This is a genomic window from Lysinibacillus sp. UBA6686 (genome assembly GCF_002455205.1).
GTDB classification, from domain to species: Bacteria; Bacillota; Bacilli; order Bacillales_A; family Planococcaceae; genus Lysinibacillus; species Lysinibacillus pakistanensis.
In genome coordinates this window covers 37,564-56,393 of record NZ_DKJS01000036.1, presented here as the reverse complement: position 1 = coordinate 56,393, position 18,830 = coordinate 37,564, and the positions used below count along the sequence as shown (strand labels likewise).

Here is an 18,830-nt window from a genome sequence, read left to right as displayed (position 1 = left end):
GAAGGAAATTATTTTGATTTTAATTCTAAATTTTCAGGCGTTTCTTTGTACTTATTCCAAAGCTGCTAATTAATTATTCATTTTGCTATGTAATAAGTACAATTTAACGGCTGCTGCCAGACGTTCATAGAAAACATACTCATTCTCCATAGGTGCTAATAGCTGACGAATTTTTGCCATTCGATAGCGAATAGTGTTTGGGTGGCAAAAATGAGCAACCGCCACTTCTTTGATATTCCCTTTTTTTGTAATATAGGTAACGGCGGTTTTAATTAAATCTGGATCAGCCTTTTCCTCAAGTATGGGGCCTAGATAGCTATTCACATAGTCCATAGCAAATTTAGCGTCCTTACGATGTAATTCAATTAACAAACCGTCTGATGCAAGGGTTTGGTACTGAAGATGAGGAATTGCTTCGATTTCAGCCATGATGCGTGCATAGTAAGCCTCACGAACAGCAATGGCTAGTTCCGATTGAGCTACATGACAACTGCTATAGCCAAAGGTTAACGATTCAGTTGAAATGGCATACATCCCTAACCATTCATTTAGAAATTTTTCAAATTGAAACTGCTCAGATGAATGTGTAAATAGAACAAAGAGACTCTGTTTATAAGAACAAATCATCCCAGATTTCATTAGGGGCTCTAATTGAAATAGGGGTTGCATCCATTGACTTTCGACATATTCTTGTATTTGAATATTTGCGACAAATACATATTTATCAAAGGGCTTATTGATTTGCTGTAAAAAGGACTTGATTTGTTCATCAGGGACATCCTCCTCGATAAGACGTCTCATCATCGTCTCTAAAAAAAATGAATAATCCTGTGTTTTTGCATAGGCCATCGTTTCTAAAATGATTTTTTCGAAAAATTCATCTCCCCCAAATCGTAATATTGGGAAATTGTTTTTATCCGCATACATTAAAACTTCCTCTGGTAAATCTTCATAGATTACAGGCTTATAAGCTAAAGCACTTGCCCCGAGCTCAATAAGATTTTTCACTGCATTCAATAAATATTCTGGCTGCTGCTTAGCAAATAATAAGCTGCTTAACACAACACTATTTGGTGTGAAAATTGTGTCACGCACAGTTTGAATATCAGGTGAAAATTCAAAGTCTAGAATTTCAACATTTTGAACTGATTTATGTAATCCATTGCGACCAGCAACGACTGTAAAAGCTTTTGTAATAGGTAGTTGTAAAAAGTTCTCCACGTTCATAAGGATATCAAGCAACCTTTCTTGAGATTGAGCTTCTACTACTTATTATAAAAGTAATTGTCAATAAAATTCTATTAGAATTGATGAATCACAGATTTCAACGAAAAAAATCTGCTGACGATTACAATCAGCAGATTTCTAGTAAAATATTTAATGCTTAAAGGTTTGCAAAAATATTAGGCTTTTTATTTTTCAGTGGATTTGTTTGCTCAATGGCATAGCCAACATTCAGAATAAGACCTTCTTTAAAGGCTGGCCCTATGATTTGTAGGCCTACTGGTAAATTGTCTTTAAAGCCACAAGGGACGGAAAGGGCAGGTAATCCTGTTAAGTTACTTGGGCCTGTAAAACGAATGATATTNNATATTGTCAATTAAATCAACCTTTTCACCATTTAAAGTGGCAAAATTATCACCGATAGTACTAGCTACTACAGGCAATGTAGGTGATATTAATACATCAACCTGATTAAATATTTGTGAAAACTCTTGTTTAATTTGTCGACGCACTTGCTGAGCCTGCAAGTAATCCACTGCAGATGGTAATTCACCTAGCTCAAATAACAGACGAATATCATCACCAAAATCCTGTGGTCTGCTTTGTAAATCTGAATGATGGATGGCTGCAGCCTCTGAAAGGGAAGTAACCAGCTCAGCCCATTCAGCATATTGCAGGGAAGGGATACGAACAGTTTCAACTTTTGCACCCTGATCCACTAAGCTTTGGATACTTGCTCGTACAGCCTTTTCTACATCTGAATCAACGCGATTAAAGAAATAATCTTCGTTGATGCCAATAACTAAACCTTTTACATCGCCTGTGATTTGCTGGCTGTAACTCTCAGTTTTGACATCTACACAAGTAGGGTCTCTATGGTCAAAACCGGCGATAATTTCAAGCAGACCTGCTGCATCTTTGACTGTCTTAGTCATAGGTCCAATATGATCTAAGCTCCAGGCAAGCGGGTAGCAGCCATACTTACTTACACGTCCATGAGTAGGCTTTAAGCCAACAATTCCACAGGCTGATGAAGGAATTCGAATAGAGCCAGCAGTATCAGTACCTAATGAGGCAACACTAGCTCCTGCAGCTACAGCTGCACCAGATCCACCACTAGAGCCACCTGGAATCTTCTCTAAGTTCCATGGGTTGCGAACAGGTCCATAATGAGGGTTATTATTAGTAATCCCCCAAGCATATTCATGCATGCTTAATTTTCCTGTGAAAATCACACCAGCATCACGAAGCTTTTCTACGACAGTCGCGTCATAGCCTGATACAAAATCTTTATGAATCTTGGAAGACATCGTTGTAATTTTATCTTTAAAATACAGATTATCTTTTAAAGCCATTGGAATTCCATGGTACATTCCACGGTATTGTCCGTTTAAAATCTCTTTTTCTACAATTTGTGCCTGTGCTAAGGCCTCTTCACGGTAAAATGCCATAAATGCGTTAATCTTTGGCTGACTTTCTTCTGCAAAATCTAAGATTGATTTCGTCAATTCCACGGGAGAAAGTTTTTTAGCCTCCAGTAAAGGTGCCAGCTCTTCAACAGACTTTAAATGTAAATCAGTTGTCAATATGATCACCTCCAGGGAGATTACGGATAGCAATATCAGCGTCATCGATAGCGATTCCCTCTAAATTACCTCGAAGCGACTGCATGCCTTCCCACCGTATTTTTAATTGTTCAAGGTGTTCAGATTTTGGTGTAATTCCTTTGTTCTCCAATATTTGTTGAATAGACAAGCTCATTAACAGGATCCTCCCTTGGAAAAAAAGTTTTTATCTAAATAGGTTTCCCTACTAAGAACAAATTTTTATAAAAGTTAATAAAATACTATTATTACAAGCATACACTAATTATGAAATATATCAAAATTATATTTGAATAGTTTGTATATTGCTAAAAATGTACTATGGTTAAAAATAATTAAAAAAGCTTACTTTTAAGAGAGCAATGAGTTTGTTTGATAGAAATCTAGTCTTGGGCTACCTCTTTTTACATCCTCTTCACAGTACATTTACAATAAAGGGGTACAATAGATCATAATAACCAATTTAAGAGGTGCAAGAATGGAGTCTGTTGTGAGACAAAGCATAAAAAATAATAATGTATTTTCTTATTTGAAGCATCTATACGAGCAGCATCAAAACAATACATTGTTTATAAAACGTTTAAAGATATTAAAGCAAATTATTCAAGAAAATGCTTTACATACTTATTTTCAACCAATTGTTGATATTCAGACTATGCAGACTTTAGGGTTTGAAGCGCTAAATCGTCCAGAGCCTTCTCAACTGTTTTCAAATGTCGATCAGTTTTATGAATTCGTTGGACAGACTGACTGTGTTTTTTTATTTGAATGCTTTTGTCGTAACCTTTCATTGCAGCGTTTTAAAGAGAGATTACCCGAAGATTTGATAAATAGAGATTTTTTAGTTTTTCTAAATATACATCCGAATGTACTACTAGATAAGAAATATCATAGTGGTGAAACCTTGCAATTGTTAAAGGAGTTGGGAATTAAACCGCAGCAGGTTGTATTTGAGCTTACAGAGCGTAGTGCAGTGGTAGATTTTGTAGAGTTTGAACGTGTGTTATCACATTATCGATCACAGGGCTATAGAATTGCAGTGGATGATATGGGTTCAGGCTATAACAGCCTAAAAACACTTATTTATTTAAAGCCCGAATTTATTAAGCTAGACCGCTCTTTAATTCAATTTATCGATCAAAATAGTGAACAGCAACAGCTTGTGACATTGTTGATGGGATATGCAGAGCAGGTAGAAACAAAAATTATTGCAGAGGGTATAGAGCGGCAAGAGGAGCTTGAATATTTGCATAAAATAGGTATTCATTATGCCCAAGGATATGCGATAGGAAAGCCCGCAAAGGAAATACATTTGGGGGAAATAAGGATGGGTGACCATGAAGATAGGGGAAGTCATTGAAACGGTTCCTTGTATTGATGAATTTGTGAAAAACAGAGAGGTGGATTTACTGTTTACTAATAATCTATCGTTGCGCAGTGTTGTTGTTGTCAGAGATGAGAGACCAATTGGGCATATTACACGCACACATTTCTATCAAAAAATTGGTACACGTTATGGCTATAATTTATTTATGGGACGTCAAAACCAGCTTGTTATTAAGGACAATCCTTTAATGGTAGAACATCATGCACCTATTACTGAAGTTAGCACAGTTGCAATGAGTAGACCTCCAGAAGATTTATATGATGATGTTATAGTTACACGAAATGGTATATATGTTGGGGTAGTTAGCATTCGCGAACTATTACTAAAGCTTGTAGATACCCAAGTAGCTATTGCAAGCTTCTTAAATCCATTAAGTAGCCTTCCAGGTAATAAATTGATTGATGAAAAACTAGAAGAAGCGTTGTTATTACCACAGTATAGCTTAATCTATTTCGATTTAGACCATTTTAAAACCTATAATGACACGTACGGTTTTAATAAAGGAGATAAAATCCTACTATATTTAACAGATATTTTGAAAAGAAATATCGTTGGTGTAGAAGATTTTTTAGGGCATATTGGAGGAGATGATTTTGTCGCAATTCTCCCTCATTTTGATACCCTTCCTATTTGCGAAAAAATTATAAATGAGTTCGATGCTCAAATTCTAGACTTTTATAACCCAGAGGATTTAGCTTCATTACAATTTCATAATAGAATGGGGAAGCTAGAGCCCTTTAGATGTACATCTCTATCAATCGCGGTGATTACCAATCAAAATCAACAATTCACCTCTGTCGAGCAATTGTCAGATGCTGTGACGCGTGTAAAAAAACAATGCAAAAAGATTTCAGGAAGCTGTTATTTAATTAATGAATACAAAAAAGAACCCTACCTCATTCATTAATGGGTCTGCACTCCAAAAGTTAGAGCTAACAAACTAACTTTTGGAGTGTTTTTGTATGGCAAAATATAGCGAAGAAATTAAAGATGATAAAAGAGTATTTAGAGGGTAATCTAGGATACCACTTACTTACTCAAAAATATGATCTATCGGATAGCTCTGTCTGTGCGAAGCTGGGTTCGTAATTATAAAGAATTTGGCCATGAAGGACTTTCTGTAAAAACAACATTTATTTTGTTCAATTCAAATTGAATGTATTACATTTTATATTTCTTTCCTATTACTACACCATTACCAGTCATAATCACTACTTTATCTTGTATTTTCTATATAAAGAACTTCTTTCTCAAAGTAAAAAGATTTAACGTTAAACTAAATTTATTATATTTCGTGTTTGGGGCATAATCAAAGACAAGGAATCACTTTCATTTTAGGAAATTATTAATCTTAATAAAACATACTTGAATTATAGGGATTATGGGTATATAATTCGATTTACATCTTAATTAAGCATCTTAGGAGGATTTCCATTGTCTACATTACAAATAATTCTTAACGTAGCCGTTTTGCTCGTGTTCGTTGGAATTTTATATTTTATGAACAAAAAACACGTTAAGTTTTCAAATCGTGTTTTTACAGGTTTAGGTCTAGGAATTGCACTTGGTCTTGGACTTCACTTAATTTATGGTATCGATTCTGAGGTATTGGCTAAAACGACTTCTTGGTACAATATTATCGGTACGGGTTATGTGAAATTACTACAAATGGTTGCTATGCCATTAGTGTTTATTTCAATTTTAATCGCCTTTACAAAAATGAAGGTGGGTAAAAATTTTGGTAAAATGGCTGCACTCATTTTAGCCATTTTAATTGGTACGACGGCTGTATCAGCAGCAGTAGGTATTTTATCAGCAACTGTATTTGATTTAGATGCATCACAAATTATGCAAGGTGATGCAGAAACTGAGCGTGGTGCATATATCGAAGAAAAAACTTCCGGATTAGCTGCACCAGATTTACCAACGCAAATTATTGAGCTGTTCCCAGCAAACCCATTCCTTGATTTAACGGGAGCTCGTTCAACATCTACGATTGCTGTCGTAATTTTTTCAGCATTCCTAGGCTTTGCCTATTTACGTGTAGCACGTAAGGATGAAGCGATGGGTGCAACGATTAAGAAGGGTCTAGATGCCATCTATGCATTAGTAATGGGTGTTGTAACAATCGTTTTACGTTTAACACCATACGGTATCCTTGCCATTATGGCACGTACAGTAGCAACATCTGATTTTGGGGCAATTTATAATTTAGGTAAATTTGTCATTGCATCCTATGCAGCACTATTTATTGTGTTAATAGTACACTTATTAATCTTAACTTTAAGTGGTTTAAATCCATTTACGTATTTGAAAAAATCTGCAGAAACACTATTATTTGCATTTACATCACGTTCAAGTGCTGGTACTTTGCCAATGAACATTAAAACGCAAACTGGCCGTCTAGGTGTACCAGAGGGAATTGCGAACTTCTCAGGTTCATTTGGTTTATCGATTGGTCAAAATGGTTGTGCCGGTGTCTATCCTGCGATGTTAGCCATCATGATTGCGCCTACTGTTGGCATTAATCCACTTGATCCAGTGTTCATCATTACTGTGATTGCAGTAGTGGCAATTAGTTCATTTGGTGTAGCTGGTGTTGGTGGAGGTGCAACATTTGCAGCAATTCTAGTCTTATCAGCTCTTGATTTACCAGTTGCGCTTGCAGGTATTTTAATCTCTGTTGAGCCATTAATCGACATGGGTCGTACGGCACTAAATGTAAGTGGTTCTATGACAGCGGGTGTAACAACTGCACGTGTAACCAAAGAATTGGACACAGACATGTACAATAATAAAGAATTAGGTGCCCAAGTATCAGACCTATAAAAAATTAAGAAGGAGCTATTCTCTATTGAGAGTAGCTCCTTTTTAACTGCTTGTGAATAGCCATTGTTTTTAATAATTGGGCATTTAAATTATTTTGACATAAAAATCCTTACCATTAATTAGTTCGCTAAGTTCAATGGCATAATTGGTTTTATAATAATCGTATATATTGCGTGCTAACCCGGAGTGACCATTTAAATATGTTCCCTTTATAATTTCCTTGCGTGGATTATGAAAATCAAAATACAAGCGTGAATCGTGGCACATTGTATCCAAAATAGCTTTAAACTCTTGCTCTTCAATATGAATTCCGCGCGTATATTTGCATTCTCTGCGATACGTATCATGGGAAACATTGACTGGGGAAGGCTCAAGAATCATTTCGATTTTTTTATTCAAATGTCAACAGCTCCTTTTAGGATATTAGCAACATGACTAGATGAAATTCAAAGATGGTTATTTTAATGAGTTAACCTTATAATTAAGTATATAATTGTCAGAAAATTATATCAATATTTTTCTACCAATCTTGCTGCGCTATTTCCTCAGCTATTACCTGTAAGTCGTAGGCATTAATTGTTATAAGTGTGTAGTCGTGAGTGTCCATATATTTTTCTGCTAGACGCTTCATATATTTTGGGGAGCCCTCGTTTTCTTCATCATAAACAAGGAGCAGACCATCTGTGTTTTGAATGATAAATTTATCCTTCTCGATAAATTGCCAGGGAGCCTCATATGGCTTTTTCGTAACACTCGTCACAAAATCTGCTTGACCTAGTAAGGCTTGATATTTTTCCTTTTTATGGTCCTGCCAATTTTTCTCCTGCTCAAGGAAGGGAGTAATAACAGCATATTTTAAATGAGGGAATTCTTTTTTTAATAGCAAGACAATTTCAGCTCCCCAAGTTTCTACACCGGGCTGTCCACTAATGATAATCCACTCTAATCCTTCATCCATTAGTATACGTAGACGGGTTTCAAGCGCTTTTTTAATAATGGCTATACCTGGATGCTTGTCATTGAAAATTCCGAGTTCATGAGGCTTATAGCCAGTGATAATGAGTCGTTGTAACAATAAAATGCCCCCTAATCTGTATAGTAGTAATAGTATACAGTAGGAGGCAATAGAAGACGAATTCCTTTATGCTTTACAGTCGTTATAAAAAGTTAAAATGCAAATAGTGTTAGGACTACAGCTACAACAGCACAGATGCCTAAAAACCACCATGTGTCTGTAAAGTCCTCTTTGGTGTCACTATTCATGGGTTACCTGTCCTTTCTTTTTAATCTGTCCATTCCATGACCAATTTGTCCATGCTCGGAGTACAGCTTCGAATGGTCCGCGCTTAAATTTCTTTAAATAGGCAATGCTAAACGCGCATTGCAAGCTATAAACTATAATCCCGAATACAATGCCGCCAAGAACGCCCAACTTGCTATATAATCCTAGACCATATCCGTAAAAGATTGTTGTACAAATAATGGTTTGCATAAGATAATTAGTAAGTGATAATTTACCAACACTTTCAAAGGCAGGGGAGAGCAATTGAACAGGACGTGATTTAAATAATAGTGCTGCTAGGCAGACATAGCCAATTGCTAAAAGCTGTGAGCCTCCCATAGCTAAAAGATTCGAGAAATTATTTTCAATATAACTAAAACTTTTACAAGCTAGTCCAATCGGAACAAGTAATGCACCTAGTTTATACCATTTTTTCTCGTCCTCCATATTCACAAATGCTTGCTTTTTAGCGAATCCCATACCAAGTAGGAACAAAGGAGCATAGAAGATAGGTGCAAATATAATGATGATGAAAATATAGGAAGGATCATCCATTCCAGGAGGTAAAGTATTTGCTCGGAAATCATAAATATCTAAATAACTTCCATTTGCATACACATGATCGGCTTGCTCGATGTAAGTCTCTAATTCTTTTTGTTCCTTTTTAGTTGGATCCATGTGACCGAATGTTAAAGCGGTTGTCAGTACAAAAAGAATCCCAGCCCAAATAAAAAGCGTTTTTGGCTTACGGTTAATAAAAGGGAGTAAAAATAGAGTCATACAGCCATAGGATAAAAGTATATCTCCTTCCCATAACAATGTTGAATGAAGCCAGCCAAGTGCAATAAGCCCAGTGGCACGACGTAAAATGGACCAGCGACTTTTATTTTTTCTTTTACGAATGGATTCAATCATTTTAATAAGAGAGAAGCCAAATAAAATTGTAAAAATAGGCATGAATGATCCTTCGATGAAGATTTTAACGAAATATAAAGCACCATTATCGATGTTTGAAAGATGTTGAAGCTCATCTTTACCATACATGCCAAATTGGAAAATCAGTAAATTCGCCATTAAGATGCCAAATAAACTAAAGCCACGCATTGTATCAATGAAGGTTACACGGTTTGTTGTCATTGCGTTTTATCTCCTTAATTGGTTATCTTATACATAGTGTACTTAGTAAAGCTTATGGCTAAATAATGACAGCCTTAAAGTAATCTTAAAAGTAGGTGGTAGAATGCAAGATGCATCAATTTTAGTGTTAGAGGATGAACGTGCTATTGCGGAAATGATTGAAATTATATTGGGGAAAGATGGATTTTCAAACATTACATTATGTAGCACTGTAGAAGAAGCGAAAAAGAACTTAGAGATGAAAGCCTTTGATTTTTATTTATTAGATATAATGCTACCAGATGGAAATGGGATAGAAATGGCGAATTTAATTCGTGAGCGTAGCGATGCGCCTGTATTCTTTTTAACTGCCAAGGGTAGTGATGCTGATAAGCTTCGGGGGTTTATGAATGGAGCAGATGATTATATTACAAAGCCATTTAATCCACTTGAGCTGGTAGCGAGGGTGAAGGTACAGCTTGGACGCTATCTTAAAAAGAAGGATGTATCACAAAACCATCTTTTTGTATGTAGTCGATTTACATTTAATATCGATGCAGCAGAGATAATCGTAGATGGGACAAAGGAAATTATTAGTGGGCGTTTATTTCATTTATTAAAATATTTATGTGAAAATACTGGGCAGGTATTATCTAAGGAGCAAATTTATGAGCGTGTATGGGGCGATTGCTTATTTGATGATAATACTGTAATGGTGCATATTCGAAAACTGCGAGAAAAAATAGAAAAGAATCCAGGTAAACCAACTTGCATTATAACTGTAAGAGGCATTGGTTATAAACTTGTCGGAGATGCTCTTTCATGAAGCCAGCCAGAAAATTAACACTTCGCTTTGTATCTTATTTCATTGTTTTTTATTTGTTAATTATCTCAGGCTTTGTCATTAGTTTGGTGTCCTTCGGGATCTTTATCAATAAACGAGTGGGCGATAATATTCATGTAATGACCTCCTACGAAATTAAAGATGATGCTGTTGTAGAAAAGGGAGCATCTATTAAAATTGCTGATTATTTAGTGAAGAGAGCGAATGAGAATGCAGGACAATTATACTTATTTGATCAATCCATGAACATTGTTGATTACACAGGAGACATATGTGAGCTATGTGGAATGACGGATAGTGAGGTATTGAATCTTAAGAGACTAGGTATGCATACATGGGAGATTCCTGGCTATTATTTATTATTTCTGCCAATATCACCTGTTCAGTCAATTATTGAGGATTCACTTCAAGGTTGGGAAGAAAAAGGAGAGATACCGTCAGAGCTACTTCAACGTATTCAGGATAAAAAGGCATCTATTGAAATCTATAATGAGCAATGGGACCGTGTAGAAGTCATTGGAGAGCGTTATAAAAAACTCCATAAGCCACAGTTGCTAGAAGAAAAATACGATATTTTTGAGCATGCTGAGTTAATACAGAGTGCAGCTTTAGAAAATGGTTCAACACTGGTTGTGCGCATGCCAAATCCATCGTATAAGCCATTTGAGGAGCCATTTAATAAAGCAATGCTGTTATTTATCTCCACCTTTTTTGGAGGGCACATTATCTTGTTAATTGGTGTAATATTTTTATCGATAAGCATTTCTCGTCAATTTGTACGACCACTTGTTTATGTATTATCTCGAATCGACCGACTTACTCAGTTTGATTATAGTGAGGTAAGTGACAAGAATATTCATCATCAGAAGACAGGGAAGCTAAAAAAGAAATTTAAATTATTTCAACCTGTGGATGAATCTCTCAACCATTTATCAGAACGACTTTCTTTTAATGAACGGCAAATTAAACAAGCAGAGCAATTACGCGAAGAGTGGATTACAGGGCTATCACATGATTTAAAAACACCTCTTAGCTCAATTTATGGCTACTCCACTATGCTTGCTTCAGAAGACTATAATTGGTCAATGGAGGAAATGCGTATTTTTGCAAGTACAATGCAGGAAAAAGCAACGTATATGGATGCACTTATTCAGGATTTAACCTATACGTATCAATTAAAAAATAAAGCCATTCAACTTGAAAAAGTATTGATACCACTTGCTTCGTGGCTACCAAAGTTCGTGGATGAGCAAGTATCTGTAAATGTATATGGAGATGTTATGTTGGAAGCTGATGAGCTTTTGTTAAAACGAATTTTAGATAATTTGATTACCAATGCGAAAAAATATACACCTAAAGGCACCAAAGTAATGGTAGATGCACAGCAAATCAATAAATCTGTAGTAATGACAATCACTGATCAAGGACCTGGCATACCACAGGAAGAGTTAGATAATTTATTTGAACGATATTATAGAGGTACTAATACTACGGATGATACTACTGGTACAGGATTGGGACTAGCTATTACGAAACAATTAATTGATCTGCATAATGGATCGATCAGCGTTCGAACAGACTCGGATGGCACAGTTTTTGTTTTAACATTTCAATGTCAATCATTATAAAGAAGGGTAGTACAGGTGATGATTCACTTTGTACTACCCTTTGCTTTATTTTTTGCATCTCTCAGATGGCTGCTCAACTTTTACATATCGCCAAAGGCTATTGGCAATATCGCGTGCTTCTGCTACGTGCTCCGTTCCAACGAAAGCTTTACGGAAAGGTGTAAGAAGTGATTCAATGATAAAAAGCTTTGGTTTTTCACGCTGTAGTTCCTCTAATAAAAATTCCACGTATTCTAAGCCTTCCACTGTTTCATTCTTAGATAAACCCTTTTTAAAGCCTCTTAATTGCTCAATAACTGTGTCTTTATTAACTGCTTTATAATTCACAACATTTTGGATGGTGTTAATCATTTCAACACTGACAATGATTTCTTTTGATTCAAGCATAGCAGGTATAATTACGCTAATATTGCGTAATGCTACACGTACAATGGCCTCGCGATTTATATATTTATAATCAGCAATTAAAACAGCTCGCAATGTCAGGTTAATCATACCAAGTGTTTGCACGGCACATTCATAGCTTATTGGACTAATTTCTTCTCCAAATACTTGAACAAGTCGATTTGCAAGCCACTCCAGCTCTTGTAAGTGATAATTTATAATGATTTTTTTAAGTTCATTATCCCGAGAATGGAATATAGACTCAAAGATTTGGATTAAATTATGCTCACGATTGACATACATAAGTACTGCTACTTGCTGAGTTAAGACTTCTAGATCGGTAGGATCTTTCCCGTATAGAAGCTCATGACGACGATTACTAGCTTCCTCACGCCCCTCATCCAATATGGCAATTAAGCATTCATTTTTAGAAGCAAAATGATTATAAAAAGTGCCCTTTGAAATTTTAGCTGCACCGATGATGTCGTTAATGGATGTATCAACGAATCCTTTTTCAATAAATAAGTCTCTAGCTGCAGAAATAATTTGTCTTTTTCTTTTATTCATAACCTCACCTTTTTATCAATATTATACTCTTATTCTATAGCTAAAATGCTTATTTATCAACGTTTAAAATTTTTATAGACTTAATTCTTGAAAAAAGTAGACTGCGAGTATAAAATAAGTTTTATCGAAAAACAAGAAAGAATTGAGGGATTTATATGGAAAGTGAGCAAACAATGAAAAAGCCCCCATATGGAATGATTTCGATTTTATTTGTGGGGGCATTTGTTGCTTTTCTAAATAACACATTGTTAAATGTTGCTTTACCAACAATCATGAATGATTTTGGTATAACGTATTCAAAGGTACAATGGCTCGCAACAGGTTATATGCTAGTAAGTGGTATTCTAGTGCCAGCTTCAGCGTTCTTCGTTACACGCTTTAAAAATAGACATTTGTTTATTGCAGCGATGTCAGTCTTTACAATTGGTACAATTATGGCTGGCTTTGCACCTAACTTCGAAATATTATTAGCAGGTCGTATGGTGCAAGCAGCTGGTGCTTCAAGTATGTCCCCGCTTTTAATGAATGTAATGCTGATTAGTTTTCCGAAAGAAAAACGCGGTGCAGCAATGGGAATCTTCGGTCTAGTAATGATTTCTGCGCCAGCAATAGGTCCTACATTATCAGGATATATTGTTGAGCACCATGATTGGCGAATGCTATTCCAAATGATTATTCCGTTTGCTGTTATTAGTTTGTTGTTTGGTATTTGGAAATTAGAGAACGTGATGGAGACACGTAAGGTTCATTTAGATCTACTTTCAGTCCTATTATCAACAATCGCATTCGGTGGTATTTTATATGGTTTCAGTACTGCAGGGGATAAGGGCTGGTCAAGTCCTTGGGTATATGGCCCAATTTCAGTTGGATCTATTGCTTTACTAATATTTATCTTTAAACAGCTACGCATGGATCAACCTTTGCTAAATTTACGTATTTATAAATATCCAATGTTTGCATTGGGTTCAGCTATCTCAATTATCGTGTCAATGGCTATGTTCTCTGGTATGATTTTAACTCCTGCTTATGTACAATCGATTCGTGGAATTGATCCATTTAAAGCAGGCCTAATGATGCTTCCAGGAGCACTTGTAATGGGGATTATGTCGCCGATTACAGGGAAACTTTTTGATAAATTCGGACCGCGTATCCTAGCAATTATCGGGTTAGCTATTACAACAGCTGCAACATTCGGGTTAACAAAATTAGAATTAGATTCAAGCTATACATTTATCGTGTCTATGTACACAATTCGTATGTTCGGTATGTCAATGGTTATGATGCCAATTATGACAAATGGTTTAAATCAATTACCACAAATGATGAACCCCCATGGTACAGCCATTAATAATACTGTACAGCAAGTGGCAGGAGCAATTGGTAGTGCTGTAATGGTTACGTTTATGAATAACCGTACAAAAGCTACAACCCAGGATTTAATTGCAGAAGCTAAAGCGAATGCAGCGCAATCAGGAGTAGCTCCAACACCTGAACAAATGCAGCAAATGCAGGACCAAATTATGCAAAATGCCTTATTGGATGGGATTACACACTCATTCTTTATAGCAGCTTGTGTTACAGTAATTGCCTTTGTCCTTGCATTCTTCTTAAAACGTGTAAAAATTGAAAGTACAGCTGCACATATGGATTTGAAAAAACCAACTAAATAATTTATAACCTGCCAGAAAAAATTCTATACTGGCAGGTTTTTTCTTTGTAGTAGGAATAAAAATAACCCGTTTTTGTAGACACAATAGTGAATACAAAACGGGTTGATATTAAATATCTTTTTTAAATAATGCCCCTGGCCAAAAAGCATATTTACCCAGAACGGTAGTGATCGCTGGAACTAGTAAAGGACGCACAATGAATGTATCTAGAAGTACGCCAATTGCTGTAACAACACCAAACTGCACTAATACTTGAATTGGTAATGTTGCAAGTACTGCAAATGTTCCGGCTAAGATTAGCCCAGCAGATGTAATGACACTGCCTGTTCTAACAACACCCTCTTCTACTGCAGTTAAATGATCTGAAGTCTTACGTTTTTTCCATATCTCTGAAATCATAAAGATATTATAATCTTCTCCAAGTGCTACTAAAAAGACAAAGGCATATAGTGGAATAGCTCCTGAAATGGCTTCAGCCCCCATAACATGATGTAAAATAAGCCAGCCAGCCCCAAGTGCACCGAAATAGGAAATAATAACAGTGGCTAATAAATAAACTGTCGCTGTAAGGGAACGAAGATAGATAAATAATAATAGAGCAATCAAGGCAATCATCGTTGGCATAATAACTGTTTCATCCCTTACAGTAATTTGCTGCGTATTATATTGACTAGCTGTCTCGCCGCCAATCCATAGATGCTGATCTGCCTCCTTAATGCCTTCAGTTTCAAGCATTTTTCCAACTTCTGCTTTCAGCTCTGGAATATGTGCTAATGCCTCCTTAGCATAAGGGTTTAAATTTAAAGTCAGTTCATACAATTGTATATGATTATTCTTTTCTCCAATTTGAACATTTGAAACACTATCAATATAAGAGATAGATGCTAATTGCTGTTGTAAGTTAATATCTTTTCCGTTAGTGTCAATGACTAGCTGTATAGGTGCTAATTCACCAGGGGAGAAATTTTCTTCTATTAAAGTAAAGCCTTCACGTGACGGCATATCCTCTGGGAAGGAAGATAATAAATCAAATGTATATTGAATGCGTGGCACAAATACGGTTAAACCACCTAATAATAATAAAGTTGCTACAATCACAATCCATGGTTTATGTGTCACGAAATGCCCGATTTTATGACTTGTTTTATGGGAAGGCTTGTTTTGTTTTTTGCCTTTCCTTTGAGCCATGTCCTCTGTTCTAGGTACGAATGGGAAGAATGCTACGCGACCGATTAAGACAAGAATTGCTGGTAGGACAACAAGTGCCGCAATTCCCATTACAAGTATGCCAAAGCTAAATGGAACTGCAAAGCGTTGAAATGCACCGTAATGGGCAAGACTAAGAGTAGCTAGTCCAATCACAACAGTTAAGGCACTCATCAAGATTGCGCCGCCAGATTCCCTTACAGCAAGCTTCATAGCAGTTGATTTATCCTCAACCTCAAAGAGAATTTCGCGGTACTTTGAGATTAAAAATAGACAATAGTCTGTACCTGCACCAAAGAGTAATACGGTCATAATAGAAACAGCCTGCGAATCCTTAGCAATCCATCCCTGATCAGCAAAGAAGCCCAGTGTCGGACTGATGACACCATAAGCAAGACCAACGACGATTAAAGGAATAACAGCTAATAGTGGTGAACGGTAAATAATAATTAATAGCACTAAAACAAGGAGTACAGTCGCCATTAATAATTTTGTATCAGCTTTTGAGAAAAGGCTGACGGCGTCTGTTGCAATGCCAACTGGTCCAGAATAACGGACATGAAGTGCATCACTGGCCAAGTCCTTTGTTGATTGGACATTATATTCATCCATTGTTTTCGTTAATGCATTTAAACTCTCTTGCAAAACATCAGTTGCTAGCCCTTTCTCAAAGAAAACAGGAGTAACAATGGTTGTGCTGTTTTCAGATGCGGATGCAGCAATGGCTTGTGTAGGCATTTGATCATAAGGTGGAATCAGTGTTTGGTGAGCTAAAGGTTTATCTGTTAGCTCTCCATAAATCTTTTGGATAACACCAAAATCATCAGTAGTTAGACCATTTTCTCGGTGCCAAACAAGTAATAAAGGTGTACCTGCTTCATTAGGAAATTGTTCTGCAATAATAGCAGCGGCTTGTTCTGACATTTCTGTACTAGGTAGATTTTTACCTGATTCACTTTCAATGCTATTGATTTGTGGCCAAGCAAAGGATAGTGCAGTAACAAGTAAAACCCAAAAGACAAGAGTTAAAATGCGTCCCTTTTTACTTGCTACCATCGAGCCCCATTGCTCGAGTGGATGTTTTTTCACAAGAAGACCTCCATTCCATATGAGTATTATTAATTATATATACTAGTAGGTTAATTAATCAATTACGAAATACTAATATGTTATACTATGTTTAAAAATAATGCTTTAAAAGGAGGCGATATGATGAAACAATCGCCGCGTGTTCTCGGAAGACCTCGCCATAATGAAAATGCAAAACCAACAAAAGATATTGTCCTTGAAACGGCCACAAGACTTTTTATAAAAGAGGGCTACAAAAATATTTCGATGGATGATGTAGCAAAAGCTTGTAACGTGACAAAGGCAACAGTCTATTATTATTACCCAACTAAAGGCGATCTATATACATCTGCATTAATTGCAATGATGGATAGGATTAGACTAGCTATTCTACATATTTTAGAGCAGCCAAGCCTCTTTAAAGAACGACTAGAACAACTTGTTGAAGTTCACTTATCTGCTACTGTAGATATTGATATGAAAAACTTTATGAGAGAGGCATCCATTAATTTATCGGAATCTCAGTTAAAGGAAGTACATATCTCAGAAAATAAAATATATCAAACAATTGAACAAGCCATGCAGCTAGAGATGGAGAAGGGGACAATACGTAAAGGAAATGCTACCTTCTTTGCACATACGTTTATGGCGATGATGTCCATTGGATATTTCAAAGATGGGGAAGGAAAGCGATTGTTTAACACAGTACAAGAAACTGCTAAAGAAGTGACCACTTTCTTTTGGCAATCTGTTCATAATAATGAATAAGCCCCTTTAAACTCCTTTCGAAAGGTATTATCCGGTAATGTCCTAAAAAATCAAAAGTCAAAATGAAAGAGATTTTCGTTCCAGACTATCGCTTTGTCGCTAACGTTTCGCTTTCACGCAGAGCAAGACCCCAATAGGCGAATGATGACCTTAATAAGGAACATCAAGTCGCTGTTTATCTGCTTCCAAAAAGTGGGGGACAAAAGGATGAACGACAAAAAACGACGATTCTTAATTTTGCTAATTTGGAAAATTTATGGGTCATCATCAAAAGATGTGGTTGACATTTTTAATTGTAATAGTAATTGACTGGAGCGGAGCCAGTGTGACTCCTAGGGGATTAAGCGTCCTGGATGAGACCCTGGAGCGAGCAGTGAAGCGGCTCATCGGACGCCCCCTGGAAAGCACACTGGCGGAGCGGAAGTCAACCATAAGTTATGGTGAAGAGCCAAATTTATTATAGTTAAACAGTTAATAGTTGACCAAAACAATGAATTTTGAAAAGATTGTCGAAATTGTGATTTAGCTCATTGAAATAATGGACAAACAGTCTTATAATGAAGGTTGTAATGTCACCAAGATAAGATAAGGATGGAATTATGATGCGCTTTTTGCGGATTGAAGTTAACACTGTAATAACAAGTCATACGAATTGCTATCCAGCCCTTGTGACTGGTGAATGTGGAAGATATACGCTGTAACGACTGTTAAGTTTTACCTTAATGGTCTTTTTTACATGTAAGTAATAAAAAAAAGTATTAGTGATGGCAAAGGAGAGTTCAACATGTCAGAAACGAATAACCAAACACAGGCTGAGCAAGTAACTGTGAGTAAAGAACAATTAGATGTCCTAGATCAATTATTAAAGCCTGAAGTTCAAGAATCTCTTACAACTTTAGTTGAGCAATTACCAAAGTTAACTGAAATGATGACATTATTAACGAAATCATACGAGTTTGCTCAAGCTGTTGCAACAGACGAAGTGCTTAAAAACGATACAGTGGGAGCAGTAACAGAAATGGCTGGTCCTGTAGTAGGCTCTGCAAAAAACCTTGCAGCAACTGCAATTGAAGCAAAAGACCGTGCATCTGAAAGCCATGAAGTAATTGGTTTATTCGGTCTTGTGAAAATGTTAAAAGACCCTCAAGTTCAAAATGTTTTCCGTTTTGTTAATGCTTTCTTACAAGTAAGCTCAGAACGCAAAGCTAAATAAGACTCAAGGTAAATTCAATTCGTAAGGACGGAGGATTAAT

Annotated in this window: 15 protein-coding genes and 1 pseudogene; 8 read left to right on the top strand and 8 right to left on the bottom strand. The window is 36.2% G+C overall.

Annotation, left to right across the window (positions count from 1 at the left end; genetic code table 11):
- Window positions 1-69 precede the first annotated feature (69 nt).
- From B2R82_RS08950 to B2R82_RS08940, 3 genes and pseudogenes are all read right to left on the bottom strand, one after another.
- A complete protein-coding gene (locus B2R82_RS08950; RefSeq protein WP_286924523.1) occupies window positions 70-1,227 on the bottom strand; it encodes a PucR family transcriptional regulator in 1,158 nt (385 codons plus the stop codon).
- Between the two features lie 157 nt (window positions 1,228-1,384).
- A pseudogene (locus B2R82_RS08945) lies at window positions 1,385-2,855 on the bottom strand (amidase).
- Window positions 2,800-2,985, bottom strand: coding sequence for a hypothetical protein (locus B2R82_RS08940; RefSeq protein ID WP_283870429.1), 186 nt, complete (start codon window positions 2,983-2,985; stop codon window positions 2,800-2,802). The pseudogene B2R82_RS08945 and the gene B2R82_RS08940 overlap by 56 nt, the downstream one beginning before the upstream one ends.
- Before the next feature lie 321 nt (window positions 2,986-3,306).
- Between B2R82_RS08940 and B2R82_RS08935 the strand changes: the two genes are divergently transcribed.
- The 3 genes from B2R82_RS08935 (at window position 3,307) to B2R82_RS08925 (ending at window position 7,044) form a co-directional block, all read left to right on the top strand.
- Window positions 3,307-4,188, top strand: coding sequence for an EAL domain-containing protein (locus B2R82_RS08935; protein ID WP_286924522.1), 882 nt, complete (start codon window positions 3,307-3,309; stop codon window positions 4,186-4,188).
- Window positions 4,166-5,122 (top strand): GGDEF domain-containing protein, encoded by a 957-nt coding sequence (locus B2R82_RS08930; RefSeq protein WP_286924521.1) that lies wholly within the window; start codon window positions 4,166-4,168, stop codon window positions 5,120-5,122. The genes B2R82_RS08935 and B2R82_RS08930 overlap by 23 nt, the downstream gene beginning before the upstream one ends.
- A 527-nt stretch (window positions 5,123-5,649) precedes the next feature.
- Window positions 5,650-7,044 carry an L-cystine transporter gene (locus tag B2R82_RS08925; protein WP_286924520.1) on the top strand — a complete coding sequence of 465 codons (1,395 nt, stop codon included), beginning with the start codon at window positions 5,650-5,652 and terminating at the stop codon, window positions 7,042-7,044.
- An 84-nt stretch (window positions 7,045-7,128) separates the two neighbouring features.
- Here B2R82_RS08925 and B2R82_RS08920 read toward each other — a convergent pair whose 3' ends face one another.
- From B2R82_RS08920 to B2R82_RS08910, 3 genes are all read right to left on the bottom strand, one after another.
- Entirely contained in the window at window positions 7,129-7,443 is a 315-nt protein-coding gene (locus B2R82_RS08920; protein ID WP_283870433.1) for a hypothetical protein, read from the bottom strand.
- 121 nt (window positions 7,444-7,564) lie between these two features.
- Entirely contained in the window at window positions 7,565-8,119 is a 555-nt protein-coding gene (locus B2R82_RS08915) for a DUF1273 domain-containing protein (protein ID WP_286924519.1), read from the bottom strand.
- Window positions 8,120-8,299: 180 nt separating this feature from the next.
- Complete coding sequence (locus tag B2R82_RS08910) at window positions 8,300-9,463, bottom strand: DUF418 domain-containing protein (RefSeq protein WP_286924518.1); 1,164 nt, start codon at window positions 9,461-9,463, stop codon at window positions 8,300-8,302.
- 103 nt (window positions 9,464-9,566) lie between these two features.
- Between B2R82_RS08910 and B2R82_RS08905 the strand changes: the two genes are divergently transcribed.
- Both B2R82_RS08905 and B2R82_RS08900 read left to right on the top strand, forming a co-directional pair.
- A complete protein-coding gene (locus B2R82_RS08905; protein ID WP_283870436.1) occupies window positions 9,567-10,268 on the top strand; it encodes a response regulator transcription factor in 702 nt (233 codons plus the stop codon).
- Window positions 10,265-11,914: a sensor histidine kinase gene (locus B2R82_RS08900; RefSeq protein WP_286924517.1), complete on the top strand. Its 1,650-nt coding sequence runs from the start codon at window positions 10,265-10,267 to the stop codon at window positions 11,912-11,914. The genes B2R82_RS08905 and B2R82_RS08900 overlap by 4 nt, the downstream gene beginning before the upstream one ends.
- A gap of 45 nt (window positions 11,915-11,959) precedes the next feature.
- On the opposite strand, the gene B2R82_RS08895 is transcribed toward B2R82_RS08900, so the two are convergent.
- Entirely contained in the window at window positions 11,960-12,865 is a 906-nt protein-coding gene (locus B2R82_RS08895) for a TetR/AcrR family transcriptional regulator (RefSeq protein ID WP_286924516.1), read from the bottom strand.
- A 155-nt stretch (window positions 12,866-13,020) separates the two neighbouring features.
- Here B2R82_RS08895 and B2R82_RS08890 point away from each other — a divergent pair, with 155 nt between their 5' ends.
- Window positions 13,021-14,535: a DHA2 family efflux MFS transporter permease subunit gene (locus B2R82_RS08890; protein ID WP_286924515.1), complete on the top strand. Its 1,515-nt coding sequence runs from the start codon at window positions 13,021-13,023 to the stop codon at window positions 14,533-14,535.
- Window positions 14,536-14,643: 108 nt separating this feature from the next.
- Here the strand turns inward: B2R82_RS08890 and B2R82_RS08885 are convergent, their stop codons facing one another.
- Complete coding sequence (locus B2R82_RS08885) at window positions 14,644-16,830, bottom strand: MMPL family transporter (protein WP_286924514.1); 2,187 nt, start codon at window positions 16,828-16,830, stop codon at window positions 14,644-14,646.
- A 123-nt stretch (window positions 16,831-16,953) separates the two neighbouring features.
- On the opposite strand from B2R82_RS08885, the gene B2R82_RS08880 reads away from it, so the two are divergent.
- Together B2R82_RS08880 and B2R82_RS08875 are read left to right on the top strand one after the other, a co-directional pair.
- Window positions 16,954-17,577 (top strand): TetR/AcrR family transcriptional regulator, encoded by a 624-nt coding sequence (locus B2R82_RS08880; protein ID WP_286924513.1) that lies wholly within the window; start codon window positions 16,954-16,956, stop codon window positions 17,575-17,577.
- Between the two features lie 784 nt (window positions 17,578-18,361).
- On the top strand, window positions 18,362-18,790 hold the full coding sequence (locus B2R82_RS08875; RefSeq protein WP_205446557.1) for a DUF1641 domain-containing protein: 429 nt from the start codon (window positions 18,362-18,364) through the stop codon (window positions 18,788-18,790).
- Window positions 18,791-18,830: the final 40 nt, after the last annotated feature.

Coding starts and splice junctions, on each gene's coding strand:
- B2R82_RS08950 (WP_286924523.1), bottom strand. CDS start 1,227: ATGAACGTGGAGAACTTTTTACAACTACCTATTACAAAAGCTTTTACA.
- B2R82_RS08940 (WP_283870429.1), bottom strand. CDS start 2,985: ATGAGCTTGTCTATTCAACAAATATTGGAGAACAAAGGAATTACACCA.
- B2R82_RS08935 (WP_286924522.1), top strand. CDS start 3,307: ATGGAGTCTGTTGTGAGACAAAGCATAAAAAATAATAATGTATTTTCT.
- B2R82_RS08930 (WP_286924521.1), top strand. CDS start 4,166: ATGAAGATAGGGGAAGTCATTGAAACGGTTCCTTGTATTGATGAATTT.
- B2R82_RS08910 (WP_286924518.1), bottom strand. CDS start 9,463: ATGACAACAAACCGTGTAACCTTCATTGATACAATGCGTGGCTTTAGT.
- B2R82_RS08905 (WP_283870436.1), top strand. CDS start 9,567: ATGCAAGATGCATCAATTTTAGTGTTAGAGGATGAACGTGCTATTGCG.
- B2R82_RS08900 (WP_286924517.1), top strand. CDS start 10,265: ATGAAGCCAGCCAGAAAATTAACACTTCGCTTTGTATCTTATTTCATT.
- B2R82_RS08895 (WP_286924516.1), bottom strand. CDS start 12,865: ATGAATAAAAGAAAAAGACAAATTATTTCTGCAGCTAGAGACTTATTT.
- B2R82_RS08890 (WP_286924515.1), top strand. CDS start 13,021: ATGGAAAGTGAGCAAACAATGAAAAAGCCCCCATATGGAATGATTTCG.
- B2R82_RS08880 (WP_286924513.1), top strand. CDS start 16,954: ATGAAACAATCGCCGCGTGTTCTCGGAAGACCTCGCCATAATGAAAAT.
- B2R82_RS08875 (WP_205446557.1), top strand. CDS start 18,362: ATGTCAGAAACGAATAACCAAACACAGGCTGAGCAAGTAACTGTGAGT.